This window comes from Flavobacterium sp. K77 (assembly GCF_021608205.1).
In the GTDB taxonomy this organism is placed as follows: Bacteria; Bacteroidota; Bacteroidia; order Flavobacteriales; family Flavobacteriaceae; genus Flavobacterium; species Flavobacterium turcicum.
The window spans coordinates 150269-170489 of sequence record NZ_JAKIHO010000006.1 but is presented as its reverse complement, the minus strand read 5'-3'; the positions used below and the strand labels follow the sequence as shown (position 1 = coordinate 170489).

The following is a 20221-nucleotide window of genomic DNA, read 5'->3' as shown; positions in this document are numbered from 1 at the left end:
ATGAAGTTGAATGTTTATATTTGCAATCTTTCAAACAATAACTTCTTTATGACTACAAATACAAGACGATTTCCTGCAGAGTGGGAAAAACAACAAGGAATGTTACTTTGTTTTCCACACAACGGGAAAGATTGGCCAGGAAAATACGAGGCGGTTCAATGGGCATTTGTCGAATTTATTAAAAAAGTAGCCGCTTTTGAAACCGTTTATTTGGTTGTAGCCGATGAGCAACAAAAGCAAAAAGTACAAGAAATGCTAGAGATGGCACATGTTTCAGCCGACTCGATATCCTATATTTTATACAAAACCAATCGCAGTTGGATGCGTGACTCAGGACCAATTATCGTATATAATGGTTCTGCAAGAGAAGCTTTAAACTTTAATTTCAACGGTTGGGCCAAATACAAAAACATACAGCTAGATAAATTGGTTCCTAAAAAAGTAGCCACTCATCTTGGCTTACCGCTAACGCAAGTGGTATACAAAGGAAAACCTGTCATTGTAGAAGGCGGTGCGATTGATGTAAACGGTCGAGGTACTTTGTTAACTTCTGAAGAATGTTTATTGCATCCAGATATTCAAGTGCGAAATGCTGGTTTCACAAAAGAAGATTACGAAGCCGTGTTTAAAGAATATTTGGGAGTGACCAATGTCATTTGGCTTGGAAACGGAATCGTAGGAGATGATACGCACGGCCATATTGATGATTTGTGCCGCTTTGTCAACGAAGATACCATTGTGACTATTGTAGAGACAAATCCAGAAGATAAAAATTACCATGCCCTACAAGACAATTTAAAGCGCTTGCAAAATGCAAAACTAGAAAATGGTAAATCACCAGTGATTGTAGTGTTGCCAATGCCTAAAAAAGTACTTTTTGACGGACTACAATTACCCGCAAGTTATGCGAATTTTTTAATTTTGAACAACTGCGTTTTAGTACCTACATTTAATGACAGTAATGACCGAATTGCTTTGAATATTTTATCTGAATGTTTTCCAGACCGCGAAGTGATTGGTATTAGTGCCACTGATTTCATATGGGGATTTGGAACTTTGCACTGCTTAAGTCAACAAATACCCAAGTAACAATTAAAATTCTAAATAAAAATAGGCTGCCTTTATGGGCAGCCTATTTTACTTAATAACAATCATAATTTTATTTTTCCTTAGTAAAAGGAATTTTTTGTCCATCTGGAACCAACATTTCGAAACCATTTAAACTATCGTTGAATTCAAAAGTCAATCCTGCCAGTTTAGATTCGAACTTGTTTTTACCAATTGGCTCTACACTAAAACTTGGATAACCTGTAATCAACGCATTTAAAACGCCATTTTTCTCTGTGAAAGTGATTTTAAGCGGAGCCATTTTTGTAGAATAAGTTCCTAAATATCCATCCAAAATCACATCTTTTTCAAGAGTTCCAGCTGTTGCTGTCCAAGTATTGTTTTTAGTATTGCTGTCTGGTAAAACGTGGTCTGGATCTAGAGTAATACTTTCAATTTCTTCAGTTGAATTGTGTTTGAAAGACCATACTTTGTTACGTTGCCAAATTTCAACTGGTAAATTCACACGTGTAACTTTTCCAGCTTTAGTTTTTACATCTAAGGCTACTGGCATAGCCATTTTTTCAAAGTTTTCAATGGTAATTACCGCACCTAGTTTAGTATCATTTTTAACGTATTTCACATTATTGATACCTTGATCTAAACGCCAGTTGTATTGAAACCAACCTCTCCAAAACCAACTTAAATCTTCTCCAGCAACATTTTCAATTGTTCTAAAGAAATCATCAGGTTGTGGGTGTTTAAAAGCCCAACGCTCAATATATGTTTTCAAAGCCAAGTCAAATCGTTCAGGTCCTAGAACTTGTTCTCTCAAAATTACCAATCCAGAACTTGGTTTAGAGTACGCTAATAAACCAATATTACGTTCCTTCATATTGTCAGGAGAACTCATGATAGTTTCTAAATTCGGGCTTGTATACGTTTCAGCTCTCTGGTGCATGTCGGCTTTTGGCTCTTTATACTCACCATTGTTAAAATCAAGTGAACTTAATGAATTGATGAATGTATTAAAACCTTCATCCATCCAAGCAAACAAACGTTCGTTAGAACCTACGATCATTGGGAACCAAATGTGTCCGAACTCGTGATCAGTAACTCCCCATAAGTCGGCACCTTTAGACTCCCAACTACAAAATACAATTCCTGGATATTCCATTCCACCCTCATTTCCAGCGACGTTAATTGCAGCAGGATAAGGATATTCATACCATCTTTTTGAGTAATTTTCAATAGAAGCCTTGGTATATTCTGTAGAGCGTCCCCAAGCTGTATCACCAGCACTTTCGATAGGATACACTGACATTGCTAACGATTTTTTACCGCTTGGCAAATTGATTTTTGCAGCATCTAAAACAAAAGCCGCAGAAGAAGACCATGAAAAATCTCGTGAATTTTTGATTTTATAATTCCACGTTTTGGTAGCTGAAGTTGCTGATTTAGCGAGCGCCTCAACCTCTGAAGCAGATCGAATGATAACCGTTTTATCGCTTTGTTTTGCTTGTGCCAAACGAGCTTGTTCCGCCGCAGAATAAACAGCAGTTGTGTTTACCAATTCTCCCGAAGCCACAACTATGTGGTTTGATGGGGCAGTAATACTTACATCAAAGTCACCATATTCTAGGTAAAACTCAGAAGCTCCCAAGTACGGGTTAGTATTCCAGCCGCGCACATCATCGTACACACACATACGTGGGTACCATTGAGCAATTGTGAAGATTTTTCCGTTTTTAGTTTCCAAAACTCCCATTCTATCTGATCCTTCGAAAGGCGCAACAAATGAAAATTCAATTTTCACTTTTACGACGCCACCTTTTGCACTCAAAGCTTGAGGTAAAAACACTTGCATTCTTGTATCAGTGATTACGTATTTAGCTACCGACTCTGTTGTTACTCCTTTATTGGTGCTAAGAATTTTAACCGATTTAATTTTGTGACCTCCGTCAAAAACTTGTCCTTGAGCACCATTTCTACTTCCTGTTAAGGGCACAACGGCATTTCCACGAGAATCAGCTTTGAATAAATTTTGATCCAAATTCATCCATAAAAAGCCCAATTTATCCGGACTATTATTGGTATAGGTGATAATTCCCGTACCTGCGATTTCATTTTTTTGCTCATCTAATTTAGCCGTCAATTTGTAATCAGCGCTGTTTTGCCAATATTCGGCTCCAGGTTGACCACTTGCAGAACGAGTATTTGTTCCGTTTTTCGAGTAAAAATGAGGTGCAAAAGCATCATGATAATCATACTTTGAAATCGGTGCTGCTGCTCCATTTGCAGGAGCCTGCTGCGCTGACAAAGTATGAACTCCTACAGACAGTAAAGCAACTGGTAGTAGAAATCCTAATTTTAAGTTTTTCATTGTTTATAATTTTTTATACAAATTAAATAAAAAAAGAGGAATTTAAGCCTTAAAAACACAATCATTACCAGCTGCATGAATAAAAAAAGTGCTTCAAGCAACAATTAGATATTTTATAAATACTTTTACACTATTGCAAATTCTCATTTTAAATCAACTAACGTGATTACAACGCTACAAAATTCAAAACTTACCGTTCAAATTAAGCAGCTTGGAGCCGAATTATTTTCGATTACAAACTCGGAGGAAAAAGAATACATATGGGGAGGTGACCCAGCTATATGGGGAAAGCACGCTCCTATTTTATTCCCAATTGTTGGAACTTTAAAAAACAACACCTACAATTTTAATGAGCAACAATACCAATTAACACGACATGGTTTTGCTCGAGACATGCATTTTGATATCGTACAATCGTCAAAAACAGCAGTTACTTTTTCTTTGCAAGCCGATCCAAAAACTTTAGCAGTTTACCCATTCCATTTTGAATTGCAGGTGAGTTACACACTTCAAAATGCTACTATTCTTGTTGATTACAAAGTGATCAATAAAGGAGAGCATTCGATGCCGTTTGCCATAGGTGCACATCCTGCATTTGCTTTAGAAGATAATTTTAACGATTATAGTTTAGTTTTCGAAAAAGAAGAAACTTTGAAATACTTTATTTTGGTCAACGATTTAGTATCTGATCAAACCAAAGTTCTTGCTTCAAATAATAAAAAAGTAGCATTAGATTATGATTTGTTTGCAAACGACGCTTTGATTTTCAAAACCACTGAATCTAAAGAGCTGACCATCGTACATCAAGAAAAACCACTTTTAAAAGTAAAATATGCTGGGTTTCCTAATTTAGGCATTTGGACAAAAATAAACGCTCCATTTGTTTGCATTGAACCTTGGTATGGTTATTCTGATACTCAAACTGCAAATGGTAATTTGTTTGAAAAAGAAGGAATGCAAAAACTTAATGCAAATCAATCTTTTACGGCACAATATCAAATTGAAATACTTTAAATTTTCATTCTCATGATGGTAATTAATTTTTCTCCATTCCCTATTTTACAAACCGAGCGATTGGTTTTGAGACGTTTAGATGATAGCGATGCTGCCGAATTACTTGCGCTACGTTCCAATCCTCAAACAATGGAATTTATTCCACGACCACTTTTACATACTACTGAACAAGCCCTTGAACATATCAAAACAATCAATGATAACATTGATGCCAACTTAGGAATAAATTGGGCTATATCATTTCAAGACAACCCGAAAATGATTGGTATTATTGGACATTATAGAATTAAACCCGAGAGTTACCGGGCCGAAATTGGTTACATGTTATTACCTGAACATCACGGCAAAGGAATTATTACAGAGGCAGTACAAAAAGTTGTGAAATATGGATGGGACGAGATGAACTTGCATTCTATTGAAGCCATTATCGATCCAGAAAATTATGCTTCCGCAAAAGTACTAGAGAAAAACGGATTTATTAAAGAAGGTCATTTGCGAGAAAATGAATTTTTCGATGGTCGCTTTTGGGATAGTGTTATTTATTCGATTTTAAAAAAATAAAACAATCACTTTAAAAGTGATTTATAAACGATAATACCTATTTGGTACCTATTATATTTTAAATTTGCTCCAAACCATTTTACAATTTGAATACCATTGGTATTAATTCAATAATTATGAAAAAAATAATATACTGCACTCTCCTTTTAATTAGCACTTTCGCTCAAGCACAAACCTATGTAAAAGCCAATGCGATAACTACCTTGCTAACCGTACCAAATGTTGGGATTGAAACCAGCATTGGTAAAAAATCAACTTTTCAGTTTGATATTACCGCATCTATGTGGAAATCGATCAATGGAAATCCAGCGCAGTTCTACATGTTTATCCCAGAATACCGCTATCATTTTAAAGAAAAGTTTAATGGTTTCTATGCTGGGGTTCACTTAGGAGGTACGGTTTATAACTTCCAAAAATGGAATTACTGGAAAACGGATAATTATGAAAAAGGTGTGGGATACATGGCCGGGGCAACAATTGGCTACCAAAAGAGAATTAAAGAACGCTTTGTTTTGGATTTCTTTTTAGGTGGCGGAAACCATCAGGGTTTTTACAAAGGGTATTTAGTAAGTACAGGTGAACGTGTGGATGAGGCCAAAAAATACAACAAAAGTGGTGAATGGCTTCCTTATAGAGGTGGCATAATGCTTTCTTACCGAATTAAGTAATGGAATTACTTTGAGAATTTTGGAATAGTTTTTACATACAACTCCTCAACTTGCTGACGTGCCCAATCGGTTTTACGCAAAAAAGTAAGGCTTGATTTTACACTTGGGTTGTCTCTAAAACATTTAATTTTGATCAATTCTCCTAAAGTATCAAACCCATAATAAGCAACCAATTGCTCTACAATAGATTTTAGGGTAATACCGTGAAGTGGGTCTTTTGATGTAGAATTTTGCATAATGCAAAGATAACTAATTTTCAACCGAAGCAAAATACAATTGATCATGAAAACAAAACTGATTTTATTCCTATTAATGGCATGGCAACTTAGTTTTAGTCAACAAAAAAGCACTACTTATTATTTTATTAGACATGCCGAAAAAGTAGACAACTCTAAAGATCCAAATTTATCAGAGTTAGGAATGCAACGAGCACAAAAATGGAAAGCTATTTTTGAATCAATTGATTTTGACCAAATTTACAGCACTAATTACAAAAGAACTCAGCAAACAGCGACTCCAATTGCTACTGCCGATAAAATTGAAATACAGCTTTATGATCCTCAAAAAATTGATTTAAAGGCGTTTAAAAAAATAACTTTAGGTAGAAAAGTACTGATTGTAGGTCATAGCAATACCACTCCAGACTTTGTCAATAAGATAATAAACCAACAAGTATTTAACGATATTGAAGATACCACCTTTGGAAACCTCTATATAGTAACAATTATTGGTGACACCATTAGTTACCAACTACTCAAATTACCTTAATTTGACAAAACCATTTTAAATTTTATTACCTTTGTCACCTATGGTAAAAACAATAAACATATTCAACAAAAGAGCGAAATTCGATTATGAAATTCTCGATACCTACACTGCTGGAATTGTATTAGCAGGTACTGAAATTAAATCTATTCGTTTGGGCAAAGCCAATATTACAGAAAGCTTTTGTGAGTTTAACAGCAATGCTGAGCTTTTTGCAATCAATACCTATATTGAAGAGTATGCTTTTGGTAATCAATTCAATCATAAATCCAGAAGTGAAAGAAAATTACTTTTAAAAAGGAAAGAATTAAAAGGTTTACTAAAAAGCGTACAAGCCAAAGGTTTAACCATTGTTCCTTTGAAATTGTTTACCAATGAAAAAGGGTTAGCTAAACTACAAATAGGCCTTTGTAAAGGTAAAAAAACCTACGACAAACGCGAATCATTAAAAGAACAAGATACCAAACGCGACTTAGAACGAATCAAAAAATCGTTCTAAGTTGTTAACTTGAATTTTACTTAAAGAAGTAATTTCTTTGATGACTTAAATCGTCAAGACTCGAAAAAACATTTCAATTATATGCACCAAATGCTTAAATTAGCGCGCGTACAAAAAGGTTTGAAAACTCGAGAAGTAGCGCAATTATTAGGCATTGATCAAGCCTTGATTAGCAAATTTGAAACCGGAAACCGTAAGCCTACAAAAGACCAATTAGTCAAACTAGCTCATTTACTTGAAATAGATATTGAAAAAATTGTGATACTTTGGCTTAAAGATAAAATCCTAAACGAAATCAATAACGAAGAATGGGCAATGCAAGCCTTACAACTCGCTCAGCAGGAATTACAAGTAATTACTAAACCAAAAAAGTTCGAGCCTTCAAAAATCCTTTTACGATTATTAGATGAAGTTACTTCTTTGAAAAATGACTTAAGTACAATTAGTCACTTTGACCGATACCGCATCTCCAAAACTTTAGAAATAGAACTCACTTATGAAAGCAATCGTACTGCAGGCAACAGCATGGGTCTGGAAGAAACAGATTTGATTATCAACAAAGGCCACACGATTTCAGGTAAAAGCATGCGCGAACACCTTGAAGTCATTAATCAGCACGAAGCACTCGCCTACCTTCGTGACCTTGCTCAAAACAATACAGTTATCATTTCTAAAGAATTACATACCCTTTATCAATTGTTAATTCGCGGAATTTTATCAGATGCAACTGAAAATCAGACAAATGAATCAAACAAGGAATTGGAAAGCTTTTTCACATGGTTCGAAAGCCAAAAAAATGAGCTTCATCCTATGATTTTTGCTGTACAAACCTATCAAAAGTTAAGAAGGCTGTCTGTTTTTGATATTGAAAATGAAAAAATGGCGTGCCTAGTAACAAATTATTTATTCTTACTGAATGGTTATACCCTTTTACCAACCATTCAAACCTTATTAAACGCATCAAATTCAAGCGAAGAAGAAAATTATATCGCTGTGATTAATGAACAGAAAAACATTTTGAAACGATATGGTTTAACTACTTCAATCGAATGAAATTGAAATAGAAGCTGAAAATCTAATAATAAAAAAGAGATTAACCTCAGAATACCCGATATCTTACTTAATTTTTATCTTCCAAAAGCGGTACAAATCGAAATTCACCAAATTCGTGTTTTTCAAATTGGGTTTCGTTTTTACGAATAAGTAACGTCATGATTTGAACGTCTTCGCCAAGCGGAATTACCAATCGACCTCCAATTTTTAACTGAGCCATTAACGGCTGTGGGATAAAAGGAGCACCAGCAGTGACAATAATACTATCAAATGGCGCATAGTTTGGTAAACCTTTGTAACCATCACCAAAAGAAAGATGCTTGGGTCTAATATGCAATTTCGGAAACAAATTAGATGTCTTTTTAAACAACTCTTTTTGTCGTTCTACGCTATATACTTTAGCTCCCATGGTACACAAAACAGCCGTTTGATATCCCGAGCCAGTACCAATTTCTAAGATTTTATCTTCTTTTTTAACTTCTAACAATTGCGATTGAAAAGCTACCGTGTAGGGTTGCGAAATAGTTTGCCCCGCCCCAATAGGAAAAGCCTTGTCTTGATATGCGTAATCCTCAAAACTAGAATCTAAAAACAAGTGTCTTGGTATCTTTTTAATCGCATCAAGTACATTTTTATCTACAATCCCTTTTTGCTCTAAAATGCTTGTTAGTTGATTTCGAAGTCCTTGATGTTTGGCTGTATCTCTCAAAATGGGGTAGTTTTATTTTGGTAAAAATAGAGGGAAAAATGCCAAAAAGCAAATGGCAATTTGCAAAAACAATCCTTGCAATTATAGCCTGAAATTGGACTTTTTTAAATTGAATTTTAATCATATTATTGCTATTTTTGTAAAAATTACATCGTTATGCTAAAAATTGGAGTATTAGGTGCGGGTCATCTAGGAAAAATACATTTGCGTTTATTACAACAATCTGAAAAATATGAATTAGTTGGTTTTTACGACCCCAATCAAGAAAATGCTGAAAAAGTAGCTAAAGAATTTGGTTACAAACATTTTAGCACTATCGCTACTTTAATACATGCTGTAGATGTAATTGACATTGTTACTCCTACTCTTTCGCATTACAAATGTGCCAAAGTCGCAATCAAGTCAGGAAAGCATGTTTTTATTGAAAAACCAATTTCAAACACTGTTGAAGAAGCCGAAGAAATTATCGCTTTGGCAAATGAATACAATGTAAAAGGGCAAGTTGGACATGTGGAGCGCTTTAACCCTGCGTTCATTGCGACCAAAAATATGATCGAAAACCCAATGTTTATTGAAGCACATCGTTTAGCAGAATTTAATCCTCGTGGAACCGATGTTCCTGTTGTTTTAGATTTAATGATTCATGATATTGATGCTATTTTAAGCGTAGTACAATCTAAAGTAAAAAATATAAGTGCGAGCGGAGTTTCTGTTATTTCTGACACTCCTGATATTGCCAATGCCAGAATTGAATTCGAAAATGGTTGCGTTGCCAACTTGACCGCAAGCCGAATTTCGATGAAGAACATGCGCAAATCACGCTTTTTCCAAAAAGACGCTTACATCTCTGTTGATTTCCTAGAAAAAAAATGTGAAGTCGTTAAAATGAAAGATGCTCCAGAAGTTCCAGGCGATTTTGATATGATCTTGCAAAATGCTGAAGGAGTAAAAAAACAAATCTACTTTTCGAATCCTGAAGTTGAGCAAAATAATGCCATTCTTGATGAATTAGAATCGTTTGCAGATGCCATCACCAACAATACAACTCCTACTGTAACCTTAAATCAAGCAACAGAAGCGTTGCGAGTAGCGTACCAAATCATTGACTGCTTTAAAAAATAAATATAATTACTTTCAAGTTTACCGTTTTCAGTTACTCATAATAACTTTGAACTTTAAACTTTTAAACTTTAAACTCAAAATATGAAAACAATAGCCGTAATCGGAGCAGGAACAATGGGTAATGGAATCGCTCATACTTTTGCACAAAGTGGTTTTACCGTAAAATTAATTGATGTTTCTGAACAATCATTAGATAAAGGAATGGCAACTATTGCCGCTAATTTAGATCGAATGATTGCCAAAGGTACTATCACCGAAGAAGATAAAACGAAAACAATTACCAACATTATTACTTACAATGATATCGAAGATGGAGTTGTTGGCGTTGATTTAGTTGTTGAAGCGGCGACTGAAAACGTAGCTTTAAAACTGAGCATTTTTGAGAAATTGAATAAACTTTGTTCTCACGATACTATCTTGGCTACGAATACATCGTCGATTTCTATCACACAGATAGGTGCTGTTGTGACGCACCCAGAACGTGTAATTGGAATGCACTTTATGAATCCGGTGCCAATTATGAAATTGGTGGAAATCATTCGTGGTTACAATACTAGCGATGAAGTTACTAAAACCATCATGAGCCTTTCTGAAAAATTAGGAAAAACTCCTGTTGAAGTAAATGACTACCCTGGATTTGTTGCCAACAGAATTTTAATGCCAATGATCAATGAAGCTATTGAGACTTTGTACAATAAAGTTGCTGGTGTGTATGAAATAGACACGGTGATGAAACTAGGAATGGGACAACCAATGGGACCATTACAACTAGCCGATTTTATTGGTCTTGATGTGTGTTTGGCGATTTTAAATGTGATGTACGACGGATTCAAAAATCCGAAATATGCGCCTTGTCCATTACTTGTAAACATGGTTCGCGCCGGAAAATTAGGAGTAAAATCTGGTGAAGGTTTCTATGATTATTCTGAAAGCAAAAAAGCGGAAAAAATATCTAAACAATTTATTTAATATCATAAATTTTGAAAGTCAAAAGTATCAAGATAAACTTCTGTCAACTTTGAACTTTTGACTTTTGACCTTTGACTTTTGACTTAATTATGGCAAAAATAATTCCTTTTCAAGCGGTCCGCCCTACTCGTGATAAAGTTTGCCTTGTAACGTGCAGGTCCTACGAGGAATATGTCAATGCAGAGCTTGCTGCACAACTAGATTTTAATCCGCTTTCTTTTTTACACATTCTAAAACCCGCTTACACCAATCAAGAAAGTGTTTCTTTCGAAAAAAGATACCGACAAGTACATCAAAAATACCAAGATTTCAAAAATGAACTCATCTTGGTAAAAGATAAAAAACCAGCGCTATACATTCATAAAATTGTCAACAAAACGCAATCCTTTACTGGAATTATTGCAGGAACAAGCGTAGCGGATTATTGCGAAGATCACATCAAAAAGCACGAAGATATTATTGCGTTTAGAGTGCAATTGCTTAAGGAGTACATGAAACACGCCGCCTTCAATACGGAGCCGGTTTTAATGACCTACCCTGACAACAAAACCATCGAAAATTGGATTTTTAATTGTACCCAAAAATTAGCCGATTTTGAATTTTCAACGACCAAAAAAGAAATTCACTATCTCTGGAAAATTGATGACGCATTAGAAATAAGTTGGTTGCAAAAAATATTCGCTCAAACAGAAAGCTTGTACATTGCCGATGGTCATCATCGAACAGAAGCCATGAGAATGCTTGCTGCGGAAAATGATAATCCTGAAAACACGACGACAAACCACATTTTGAGTTATTTAATTTCTGAAAATAATGTCAAAATATACGAGTTCAATCGATTAATCAAAGATTTGAATGGCTTGACCAAAGCTGAATTTTTACATCAAGTTAGTGCTCATTTCACAATCGAAAATAGAGCGCAACAACCATTTCAACCGATTCAAAAACATCAATTTGGAATGTATCTTGAAGAGGAGTTTTATAGTTTGACTTTAAAATCTGAAAATCTAAACTTTGAAAGTCCATTGGATTCATTAGATGCTCAAATTTTATACACGACAATATTGTTGCCCATTTTAGGTATTGAAGATTTGCGTAATGACGAACGAATTGACTACCTTTCAGGAAAACAGGCCGTTTTAGAGTTAAAAAATAAAATAGATCAAGGCGAGTTTGAGTTAGGATTCTTTCTTTTCCCTTCCAATATTAGCGAAATCAAAGCCTTAGCAGATGCTAATTTGATAATGCCACCGAAAAGCACATATATCGAACCCAAATTCAGAAGCGGATTGGTCGTTTACGAATTTGATTAGGTTAATACATAAAAACAAAACCATGTCTATCACAAATAATTTACAAAGCATAAAAGAATCCTTGCCGGACCACGTTACTTTAGTTGCAGTTTCAAAAACGAAACCTGTATCCGATTTGAGGCAAGCCTATGAAGCGGGTCAACGTATTTTTGGAGAAAACAAAATCCAAGAAATGGCCGATAAATGGGAACAAATGCCCAAAGACATTCAATGGCACATGATTGGTCACGTGCAAACCAATAAAGTAAAATTTATGGCGCCATTTGTAAGCTTGATTCATGGTGTAGACAGCCTAAAACTATTACAAGAAATCAATAAACAAGCCTTAAAAAACAACCGTATAATTGATTGTTTATTGCAAATTTACATTGCCGAAGAGGAAAGTAAATTTGGTCTTGATGAAGATGAACTCACTTCCCTCCTTTCCTCAAATGAATTTGAAGAACTGAAAAACATTCAAATCGTTGGATTAATGGGAATGGCAACTTTTACTGACAGAAAAGATCAAATCAAGAAAGAGTTCACTCAATTGAAAACAATTTTCGAAAAAACGAAAGCTTTAACAATTTCAAACTGCCAACTAGAGACCCTCTCAATGGGAATGTCCGGTGACTATCAACTTGCGATTGAATGTGGTAGTACTATGGTTCGAATAGGAAGTAGTATCTTTGGGGGGAGAAATTAATTTCAATTTCAAAGTCGATAATGCTGTTAGAAACTGAATACTAAAAACTGAACACTGAATACTTATTTTGTACGCAATACTCGACATAGAAACCACAGGAGGACAATTTAACGAAGAAGGAATCACTGAAATTGCCATCTATAAATTTGATGGACATGAAATAGTAGATCAATTCATAAGCTTGGTCAATCCTGAAATTCCCATACAGCCGTTTGTTGTAAAACTTACTGGTATCAATAATGCTATGCTCACATCAGCACCCAAATTTTTTGAAGTAGCCAAACGCATCATTGAAATTACAGAGGGTTGCGTTATTGTAGCGCACAATGCTTCTTTTGATTATAGAATCTTGAGAACTGAGTTCCGCAGATTAGGCTATGATTTTGAAGCCAAAACACTTTGTACCGTTGCTCTATCACAGAAATTATTACCAGAACAACCATCACATAGTTTAGGGAAGTTGGTACGTGCACTTGGCATTCCTATGGCCGACAGGCACCGTGCAAGCGGAGACGCATTGGCGACAGTTAAATTATTTAAAATTCTTTTAGAAAAAGATTTAGAAAAAGAAATCGTAAAAGATTTCATCAAACTAGAAGTACAAAAAGGCATTGCTCCCAAACTCTTAGACATTGTGTCAAGTTTACCATCAAAGACCGGTGTTTACTACATTCATAATGAGAAAGGAAATCTGATTTACATTGGTAAAAGCCGAAACATCAAAAAAAGAATCAACCAACATTTTACTGGAACTACAAAAAAATGCAAAAAAATTCAAGCTGATGTTTACACTGTAACTTATGAAGAAACGGGTAGTGAACTAATCGCTTTATTAAAAGAAAGCGAGGAAATCAAAGTCAACAAACCCATATACAACAGGGCACAACGCAAAAGTATTTTTCAATTGGCTTTGTATGTAGAGAAAGATGAAAGAGGATATTTGAACTTAAAACTTCAAAAAGCGGATGGCCGCAAAAAAGAAATCACGTCTTTCACTTCTATCCAAGAAGGAAAAAATGCTTTGTTCAGAATCACATCTCATTACAATTTATGCCAAAAACTAACGGGCTTGTACGCTAGTAAAACAAACTGCTTTCAATATACCATTAAAGAATGTGATGGCGCTTGCGTAGGAGAAGTATCTCCAGAGGAATACAACGCAAGAGTACAAGCTTTTATCGACAAAAATAGTTTTGACAATCAAAACATGATTTTAATTGACAAAGGCCGAACAATAAGTGAACGATCAGCTGTTTTGATAGAAAACGGAATTTACAAAGGATATGCGTTTTATGATTTAAACTATCAAATAAACAATGTTGAAATCCTAAGAAACATCATTATCCCAATGCAAAATAATCGGGATGTGAAAAATATTATTCAAGGACACATCCGAAAAAACAAAACGTTAAAAATAGTTCATCTATAGGCTGAATATTAATTGTGATCCTATAAATCAATTATCTTAAACTAGATTTATGAAACTAATAATCAAATTTATCTTCACATAGTGTTTTGATCATGTATCCGAATCTTAATTTAATAATCTTGAAGCTAATCCAGCTGTGCACTGCAACTCCTCGTGACTTCAGTAGTTTTTCTAAGGCATAAAAGAAGCTTCCTTTGGTCGCTCTTTTACACCAATAAAAACTAACTTCAATCACTGCGGGGTTTACGTTGCAATCTGGGCTAAAAAATATGAAATACTTAATCACAATAGTCGGACCTACAGCTATCGGGAAAACTTCCCTTAGCATTGTCTTGGCAAACCACTTTAATTGCGAAATCGTGTCATGCGACAGCCGACAATTTTTTAAAGAAATGACCATAGGCACCGCCGTTCCCAGCTTAGCTGAATTGGCAGCAGCCAAACACCATTTTATTCAAAACAAGTCTATTTTTGAAAATTATACCGTCGGCGATTTCGAAAAAGAAGCCATTGCTAAACTTAACGAACTATTTCGAGATAATGACTACGCCATTCTAGTTGGCGGCTCTGGCTTATACGTTGACGCAATCCTAAAAGGCTTTGATGAATTTCCTGAAATTGATCCTGAATTGCGTATTCAAATAAATTCACAATACGAAAAATTGGGAATTGGATATTTACAACAAAAACTAGAACAACTTGATCCAACCTATTACAAAACCTTAACCACGGAAAATCCGCAAACTTTACAAAATCCACAGCGTATGATGCGTTTTGTAGAAGTATGTTTGGGAACAGGAAAGCCGTATTCCTCTTTCTTGAACCAGAAAAAAAACAATCGTAACTTCACCCCGATTTTAATCGGTTTAGAAGCTGATCGAAAAATTATCTATAATCGAATCAATCAGCGTGTAGATATTATGATGAACGAAGGCTTGCTAAACGAAGCCAAAACTTTATATCCCAATAAAGAACGAAACGCTCTACAAACAGTAGGGTACAGAGAATTATTTAGCTTTTTTGACAAAGAGTTTTCATTAGAATTTGCCATTGAAGAAATAAAGAAAAACACCAGACGATTTTCTAAACGTCAATTAACTTGGTTTAAAAGAAATGAAAATACCAAATGGTTTGACTTTGAGACGCCGTACACAACCATTATAGATTACATTAGAAAGTACAAATAATTCATTAAATCATAATTCATACTTAAATACATGCCTATTTCCCCTAATTTCAATTCCATTATCACCAAACAATGGGATATTAACTTTACACAATGTGCGCCCAATGGCTTTTTAAAATATACCGATTTATGTAACATGTTACAACTTACTGCAGCTGCCCATTCTGAACTTGGTGGTATTAGTTTTTATGACATGCAAGAGTTTCACCAAGCTTGGGTTTTAAGCCGCATGCGCGTTGAAATAGCAGAACTCCCAAAATGGGGCGATACTGTAACGGTTACAACATGGATCAATTCATTAGAAAATTCGCGTTCCGTTCGTGCCTTAGAGATGCATTTGAACGGAAAAAAAATTGTGGGCGCCGAAACCTTTTGGGCGGTATTCAATACTCAAAAAAGACGTCCTGAAGCATTGGCTTTGCCATACGGTCACTTTGAACTTTATCCTGAAAAAAAGGCTACAGCAAACGGATTTATCAAAGTAAATGTAAGTACTGCCACTAGCAAAATTGCCGATAAAACAGTGTACATGTCAGATTTGGATATTGTAAACCACGTGAACAATGTAAAATACTTAGAATGGTGCCTTGATTACACTGCGACACCTCTACTATTAAAACAACAATTACAAAGTATTGAAATGAATTTTTTAAAGGAATTATCACTTCAAGATCAAGTAGAAATTTTAAAGAAGGAAGATGAAAAAGAATACCTTTTTAACATTACCAAAGAAGGAAAAACTTGCTTTGCTTTGCAACTCAACTGGAAATAAAAAAATGCCCTAAGAAATAAATCTTAGGGCATTTTTTTTACTATTTTTAACAGTAATTATTGAGCTACTTTGTTTTTTACAACTAATCTGAAGCCTTCACCGTGAATGTTTAAAATTTCAACATCCTCATCTAATTTTAAGTACTTGCGTAACTTTGCAATATACACATCCATACTTCTTGATGTGAAATAATTATCATCTCTCCAAATTTTAGTTAATGCTAATTCTCTTGGCATTAAATCATTTTCATGCAAAATAAGCATTTTAAGCAACTCATTTTCTTTTGGAGAAAGTTTTATTGGCTCCTCATCTTTGTACGTTAAAAAACGTAGTTTAGAGTTCAAATGAAATTTACCAACATTAAATTCAAACTGCACTTGTTCAGCTTTGGTGTCAGATGATTTTCTTTGAATGATGGCTTTAATTTTCATTAACAAAACCTCAGAGTCAAATGGTTTATTTAAGTAATCATCAGCTCCTGCCTTGTAACCTTTTAACACGTCCTCCTTCATGGATTTAGCAGTTAAAAAGATGATAGGAACATCATTATTTTTTTCTCTGATTTCTTTTGCTAGTGTATATCCATCTTTGTAAGGCATCATGACATCTAAAATGCAGAGGTCATAGGTATCTTTTTTGAATTTTTCAAATCCTTCCATACCATTTTTAGCTAAAGTCACATCAAAATCATTTAGCATCAAATAATCTTTCAAGACTGCTCCAAAATTAAGATCGTCTTCTACTAAAAGTATTTTTTTATTTACATTTTCCATATTCTAATTTATTAATGGTAATTTTATTATGAAGGTACTTCCTTTTCCCTTTTCACTTTCTACATAAACTTGACCGTTATGGTCGTCAACAATTCTTTTTACATAAGCAAGACCTAAACCGTGCCCTTTTACATTGTGGATGTCTCCAGTATGTTCTCTATAAAATTTTTCAAAAACTCGTTTTTGAGCTATTTTACTCATTCCTAAACCTCTATCTCTAACTTTTATAATAATAACATCTTTGATATTTTCAGTATAAATATCTATTTCAGGTGCGTTAGGAGAATACTTTATCGCATTTTCTAAGATATTCACGATCACATTCGTAAAATGAACATCATTTATTAGAACCGTTGTTCTCACGGCTTTAAAATAACATTGTACCTTGCCTCCTCTATCTTCCAATATTAAATTCACATGATCTATAGCATCCTCTATTATATCATGAATATTGTTTGAGTCCTTTGTAATATCTAGCTCTTTCTTCTCTAATTTGGATATTCGCAATACGTTTTCAACTTGGGCGTGCATGCGCTTGTTTTCGTCCTTAATCATTTGCAAATATCGAAGCACTTTTTCCTTATCCTCAATTATCTTTGGGTTCCTTATGGCATCAAGAGCTAGGTTAATGGTAGCAATTGGTGTTTTGAACTCATGCGTCATATTATTGATAAAGTCGTTTTTTATTTCCGATATCTGACGTTGTCTAATTAACTGATTCAGTGCACTAGTGTAAGCGATCAAGATGATTAATGTAAAAACAATTGAAAGTATCGTGATACTAACCAATTCTGACAATAAAAACTTCTTTTTCTGCGGAAAAGTAACAAGTAATTGGTATTTACTATTGCCCTCATTGTCCGTAAAAATAGGAATAGAATACGTTGCCTCTTTATTGTATTTAAAATCATTAGATTTAACAGCTGTAGCAATATTATTATTGTACACACTAAACTCAAATTTGGTATTAACACCAGATTCTGCCAGTTCTTTTTTGATTAATTTACTAAGCGTTTCCTTCGAAACTCGCTCCTGGATTGGCAAAACAGAAGCAAAATCTTTATAAAAAATCTCAAATGAAGCATTGTCTAAAACATTCAAATTCCCTGACTTTTCAATTTTAATATCAGGAATCATACTTTGGCTCAACCCCGAATTATCGATTGAATTATCATCATAAACCTCTGTTACCCTTTTGGAGCTAAAACTTTTGAATTTATCATTGTTGTATTTTTTATCAAAGAACGACGGTGAAATATTGTAATCTTCAGATATGATACTGTTCGAATAAATAATCGTTTTTTTAGTACGTGGATTTTTTTGAACATAGTAAAATTCCAAGATATCATCTCTCTTTGGCACCTTACCTGTACTATCCTTGTAATGATTTATCTTATCATAAAAATTATAAGCTTCTTGCTTCTGAATCTTTTCGGCAACATTGCCAATCACTTGGTTCACATGAAACTTGAACTGCTCATTGTTATTTTCAAAAGAGTTGTTAAACCAATATACCTGTACAAGAATTATCCCAATTAGGGACAAACTCATTAACAATACAAGCAGTCTAAAGAAAAGTTTATTCATCGAAACAAATTTAGTATTTTAACAATATATTAAATGATAGATTAACCAAACATTAACACCTAGGGTTGTTTTTGTTTAATCTCTAAAATTTTAAGAATTTTAGTAACTTGTACTTTGGCTAATTCTAAATCGTCATTTTCAATAACAAAATCGCTTAAAGGAATTCGCTGACCATCAGTCCATTGTGAATTCATTCTTTGTAAAACAAGCTCTCTAGAAGTTTGGTCTCGTTGTATAACCCTTGCTATTCGGGCCTCTGTGCTTGCAATTACAGTTATAACGCAATCACATTCTTTATATTTTCCACTTTCAAATAAAATGGCAGCTTCATAAAGTACATATGGAAAATGTTTTTGCTCCAGCAACCAATTGTCAAAATGTTTTTTCACTGCAGGATGAACAATTCTATTCAATTTTTGCAATTGTTGAGATTCATTAAAGACAATAGAAGCTAATTTTTGTCTGTTAATTATATCATTTTCAACAACACCGCTACCAAAAACATCTGCTATAGCGACTATAATGTCAGGATTCTGCATTACTTTCTTGCCTGCGTCATCGGCTAAATAAATAGGAACACCAGCCTCTTTAAAATAAGTAGCAATAGTAGATTTTCCGCTACCAATACCTCCAGTTAACCCGATAATTTTTGTCATATTATTTTTTAAAAAATAACTCTGGAAATGCTACTTGGGGTTTTTGTTTTAAAACAATTACTTTAATGTACGATTGTAAAAAACCAGTACCGTAACCATAAAATTGTTTCCAAACAGCAACAAGCGATAAATAGCCAATTTTAAAACTTTTAGTTTGGTAGGTTGCTGTTCCAAAAAGTATTGCGAAATACAAGAAATATAACTGTAATAGATAATCAAAATTGCAAAATACTGCTAAAACAGCTACAACTAAACCAACGATAAATACAGTTGGAAAGAAAAAAGTTAATTTGTTGTGCTGCGGATACCAACTATTTAATATAGGTCTTGCTTTACCAAACTTATTTACTTGAATAGAGAATTTATCCCAATCAATTCGGCGTTTGTGATACACATAGGCATCTGGAAACAATTTGGTTTCAAATCCTAAATTCCACAAGCGAATGGATAAATCTGGATCTTCGCCTGGATGAATGTTCCCAAAGCCTTTTGAAGCTTGAAAGGCTTTCCGTGACAATCCCATATTAAAACTACGAGGCTGGAATTTATCTATTTTTTCAGATCCACCACGAATACCGCCAGTTGTCAAAAAAGAGGTCATGACAAAATTTATTGCCTTTTGAATATCTGAAAAACTATCCAAAGCACGATCTGGACCACCAAAACAGTCTACATAATTCTTCTCTAAAGCACTAGCTACATTATTCAAATAATCGGCTGGAATAATACAATCAGAGTCAAAAATGATAAAATAATCACCACGGGCTTTATCCATTCCATAGTTTCGAGAATCACCCGGTCCTGAGTTTTCTTTGTAATAATAACAAATATCCAATCGATCGCCATACTTACTGGCTACATTTTGACACCTAATGGTCGATCCATCTTCAATTAAAACAATTTCAAACAGTTCGGTATAGGTCGTTTTTGATAGGCTTTCTAATAATTCATCAACTTCGTCTGGCCTATTGTATACTGGAATAATTAAGGAAAATAACATAATGGAAAATGGTGGTTTTACAACACTTTT

Annotated in this window: 21 protein-coding genes; 14 read left to right on the top strand and 7 right to left on the bottom strand. The window is 34.3% G+C overall.

Annotated elements, in window-relative coordinates:
• The first annotated feature begins 48 nt into the window (after positions 1-48).
• Positions 49-1089, top strand: coding sequence for an agmatine deiminase family protein (locus L1S34_RS12015; protein WP_236364216.1), 1041 nt, complete (start codon positions 49-51; stop codon positions 1087-1089).
• A gap of 70 nt (positions 1090-1159) precedes the next feature.
• On the opposite strand, the gene L1S34_RS12010 is transcribed toward L1S34_RS12015, so the two are convergent.
• Positions 1160-3430 (bottom strand): M1 family metallopeptidase, encoded by a 2271-nt coding sequence (locus L1S34_RS12010; protein WP_236364215.1) that lies wholly within the window; start codon positions 3428-3430, stop codon positions 1160-1162.
• Between the two features lie 162 nt (positions 3431-3592).
• Between L1S34_RS12010 and L1S34_RS12005 the strand changes: the two genes are divergently transcribed.
• From L1S34_RS12005 to L1S34_RS11995, 3 genes are all read left to right on the top strand, one after another.
• Positions 3593-4444: an aldose 1-epimerase family protein gene (locus L1S34_RS12005; protein WP_236364214.1), complete on the top strand. Its 852-nt coding sequence runs from the start codon at positions 3593-3595 to the stop codon at positions 4442-4444.
• A gap of 12 nt (positions 4445-4456) precedes the next feature.
• Positions 4457-5005, top strand: a complete 549-nt coding sequence (locus tag L1S34_RS12000) for a GNAT family N-acetyltransferase (protein ID WP_236364213.1) — start codon at positions 4457-4459, stop codon at positions 5003-5005.
• A gap of 116 nt (positions 5006-5121) precedes the next feature.
• Positions 5122-5673, top strand: a complete 552-nt coding sequence (locus L1S34_RS11995) for a DUF3575 domain-containing protein (protein WP_236364212.1) — start codon at positions 5122-5124, stop codon at positions 5671-5673.
• Between the two features lie 5 nt (positions 5674-5678).
• On the opposite strand, the gene L1S34_RS11990 is transcribed toward L1S34_RS11995, so the two are convergent.
• Positions 5679-5909, bottom strand: a complete 231-nt coding sequence (locus L1S34_RS11990) for a VF530 family DNA-binding protein (protein WP_236364211.1) — start codon at positions 5907-5909, stop codon at positions 5679-5681.
• Positions 5910-5955: 46 nt separating this feature from the next.
• Between L1S34_RS11990 and L1S34_RS11985 the strand changes: the two genes are divergently transcribed.
• The 3 genes from L1S34_RS11985 to L1S34_RS11975 all read left to right on the top strand — a co-directional run bounded on the left by L1S34_RS11985 (position 5956) and on the right by L1S34_RS11975 (position 7990).
• Positions 5956-6441 (top strand): SixA phosphatase family protein, encoded by a 486-nt coding sequence (locus L1S34_RS11985; protein WP_166133848.1) that lies wholly within the window; start codon positions 5956-5958, stop codon positions 6439-6441.
• Between the two features lie 40 nt (positions 6442-6481).
• Entirely contained in the window at positions 6482-6937 is a 456-nt protein-coding gene (gene smpB / locus L1S34_RS11980) for an SsrA-binding protein SmpB (RefSeq protein WP_166133846.1), read from the top strand.
• A gap of 81 nt (positions 6938-7018) precedes the next feature.
• The gene (locus tag L1S34_RS11975) at positions 7019-7990 is read left to right on the top strand and encodes a helix-turn-helix domain-containing protein (RefSeq protein WP_236364210.1); all 972 of its coding nucleotides are present in this window, start codon (positions 7019-7021) and stop codon (positions 7988-7990) included.
• Between the two features lie 67 nt (positions 7991-8057).
• On the opposite strand, the gene L1S34_RS11970 is transcribed toward L1S34_RS11975, so the two are convergent.
• Positions 8058-8699: a protein-L-isoaspartate(D-aspartate) O-methyltransferase gene (locus L1S34_RS11970; RefSeq protein WP_236364209.1), complete on the bottom strand. Its 642-nt coding sequence runs from the start codon at positions 8697-8699 to the stop codon at positions 8058-8060.
• A gap of 156 nt (positions 8700-8855) precedes the next feature.
• On the opposite strand from L1S34_RS11970, the gene L1S34_RS11965 reads away from it, so the two are divergent.
• The 7 genes from L1S34_RS11965 (at position 8856) to L1S34_RS11935 (ending at position 16175) form a co-directional block, all read left to right on the top strand.
• Positions 8856-9821 (top strand): Gfo/Idh/MocA family oxidoreductase, encoded by a 966-nt coding sequence (locus tag L1S34_RS11965; protein ID WP_166133840.1) that lies wholly within the window; start codon positions 8856-8858, stop codon positions 9819-9821.
• A gap of 81 nt (positions 9822-9902) precedes the next feature.
• Positions 9903-10790 carry a 3-hydroxyacyl-CoA dehydrogenase family protein gene (locus tag L1S34_RS11960; protein WP_236364208.1) on the top strand — a complete coding sequence of 296 codons (888 nt, stop codon included), beginning with the start codon at positions 9903-9905 and terminating at the stop codon, positions 10788-10790.
• 89 nt (positions 10791-10879) lie between these two features.
• Positions 10880-12103 carry a DUF1015 domain-containing protein gene (locus L1S34_RS11955; protein WP_166133836.1) on the top strand — a complete coding sequence of 408 codons (1224 nt, stop codon included), beginning with the start codon at positions 10880-10882 and terminating at the stop codon, positions 12101-12103.
• 22 nt (positions 12104-12125) lie between these two features.
• Positions 12126-12788 (top strand): YggS family pyridoxal phosphate-dependent enzyme, encoded by a 663-nt coding sequence (locus tag L1S34_RS11950; protein WP_236364207.1) that lies wholly within the window; start codon positions 12126-12128, stop codon positions 12786-12788.
• 67 nt (positions 12789-12855) lie between these two features.
• The gene (locus L1S34_RS11945; RefSeq protein WP_236364206.1) at positions 12856-14217 is read left to right on the top strand and encodes an exonuclease domain-containing protein; all 1362 of its coding nucleotides are present in this window, start codon (positions 12856-12858) and stop codon (positions 14215-14217) included.
• 269 nt (positions 14218-14486) lie between these two features.
• Positions 14487-15404 (top strand): tRNA (adenosine(37)-N6)-dimethylallyltransferase MiaA, encoded by a 918-nt coding sequence (miaA, locus tag L1S34_RS11940; protein ID WP_236364205.1) that lies wholly within the window; start codon positions 14487-14489, stop codon positions 15402-15404.
• A gap of 30 nt (positions 15405-15434) precedes the next feature.
• Entirely contained in the window at positions 15435-16175 is a 741-nt protein-coding gene (locus L1S34_RS11935) for an acyl-[acyl-carrier-protein] thioesterase (RefSeq protein ID WP_236364204.1), read from the top strand.
• Between the two features lie 56 nt (positions 16176-16231).
• On the opposite strand, the gene L1S34_RS11930 is transcribed toward L1S34_RS11935, so the two are convergent.
• Genes L1S34_RS11930 through L1S34_RS11915 form a run of 4 tightly spaced genes read right to left on the bottom strand, consistent with a single transcriptional unit; the run spans position 16232 to position 20191 of the window.
• Positions 16232-16948 carry a response regulator transcription factor gene (locus L1S34_RS11930; protein WP_166133824.1) on the bottom strand — a complete coding sequence of 239 codons (717 nt, stop codon included), beginning with the start codon at positions 16946-16948 and terminating at the stop codon, positions 16232-16234.
• 3 nt (positions 16949-16951) lie between these two features.
• On the bottom strand, positions 16952-18535 hold the full coding sequence (locus L1S34_RS11925) for a sensor histidine kinase (RefSeq protein WP_166133822.1): 1584 nt from the start codon (positions 18533-18535) through the stop codon (positions 16952-16954).
• A gap of 59 nt (positions 18536-18594) precedes the next feature.
• Positions 18595-19191, bottom strand: a complete 597-nt coding sequence (gene coaE, locus L1S34_RS11920) for a dephospho-CoA kinase (protein WP_236364203.1) — start codon at positions 19189-19191, stop codon at positions 18595-18597.
• Position 19192: 1 nt separating this feature from the next.
• Positions 19193-20191, bottom strand: a complete 999-nt coding sequence (locus L1S34_RS11915) for a glycosyltransferase (RefSeq protein WP_236364202.1) — start codon at positions 20189-20191, stop codon at positions 19193-19195.
• Between the last annotated feature and the right edge of the window lie 30 nt (positions 20192-20221).

Bases quoted from the DNA above. Each gene is read 5' to 3' on its own strand.
- L1S34_RS12015 (WP_236364216.1), top strand. From the start codon at position 49: ATGACTACAAATACAAGACGATTTCCTGCAGAGTGGGAAAAACAACAA.
- L1S34_RS12010 (WP_236364215.1), bottom strand. From the start codon at position 3,430: ATGAAAAACTTAAAATTAGGATTTCTACTACCAGTTGCTTTACTGTCT.
- L1S34_RS12000 (WP_236364213.1), top strand. From the start codon at position 4,457: ATGATGGTAATTAATTTTTCTCCATTCCCTATTTTACAAACCGAGCGA.
- L1S34_RS11995 (WP_236364212.1), top strand. From the start codon at position 5,122: ATGAAAAAAATAATATACTGCACTCTCCTTTTAATTAGCACTTTCGCT.
- L1S34_RS11990 (WP_236364211.1), bottom strand. From the start codon at position 5,909: ATGCAAAATTCTACATCAAAAGACCCACTTCACGGTATTACCCTAAAA.
- L1S34_RS11985 (WP_166133848.1), top strand. From the start codon at position 5,956: ATGAAAACAAAACTGATTTTATTCCTATTAATGGCATGGCAACTTAGT.
- smpB (WP_166133846.1), top strand. From the start codon at position 6,482: ATGGTAAAAACAATAAACATATTCAACAAAAGAGCGAAATTCGATTAT.
- L1S34_RS11975 (WP_236364210.1), top strand. From the start codon at position 7,019: ATGCACCAAATGCTTAAATTAGCGCGCGTACAAAAAGGTTTGAAAACT.
- L1S34_RS11965 (WP_166133840.1), top strand. From the start codon at position 8,856: ATGCTAAAAATTGGAGTATTAGGTGCGGGTCATCTAGGAAAAATACAT.
- L1S34_RS11960 (WP_236364208.1), top strand. From the start codon at position 9,903: ATGAAAACAATAGCCGTAATCGGAGCAGGAACAATGGGTAATGGAATC.
- L1S34_RS11955 (WP_166133836.1), top strand. From the start codon at position 10,880: ATGGCAAAAATAATTCCTTTTCAAGCGGTCCGCCCTACTCGTGATAAA.
- L1S34_RS11950 (WP_236364207.1), top strand. From the start codon at position 12,126: ATGTCTATCACAAATAATTTACAAAGCATAAAAGAATCCTTGCCGGAC.
- miaA (WP_236364205.1), top strand. From the start codon at position 14,487: ATGAAATACTTAATCACAATAGTCGGACCTACAGCTATCGGGAAAACT.
- L1S34_RS11935 (WP_236364204.1), top strand. From the start codon at position 15,435: ATGCCTATTTCCCCTAATTTCAATTCCATTATCACCAAACAATGGGAT.
- L1S34_RS11930 (WP_166133824.1), bottom strand. From the start codon at position 16,948: ATGGAAAATGTAAATAAAAAAATACTTTTAGTAGAAGACGATCTTAAT.
- L1S34_RS11925 (WP_166133822.1), bottom strand. From the start codon at position 18,535: ATGAATAAACTTTTCTTTAGACTGCTTGTATTGTTAATGAGTTTGTCC.
- coaE (WP_236364203.1), bottom strand. From the start codon at position 19,191: ATGACAAAAATTATCGGGTTAACTGGAGGTATTGGTAGCGGAAAATCT.
- L1S34_RS11915 (WP_236364202.1), bottom strand. From the start codon at position 20,191: ATGTTATTTTCCTTAATTATTCCAGTATACAATAGGCCAGACGAAGTT.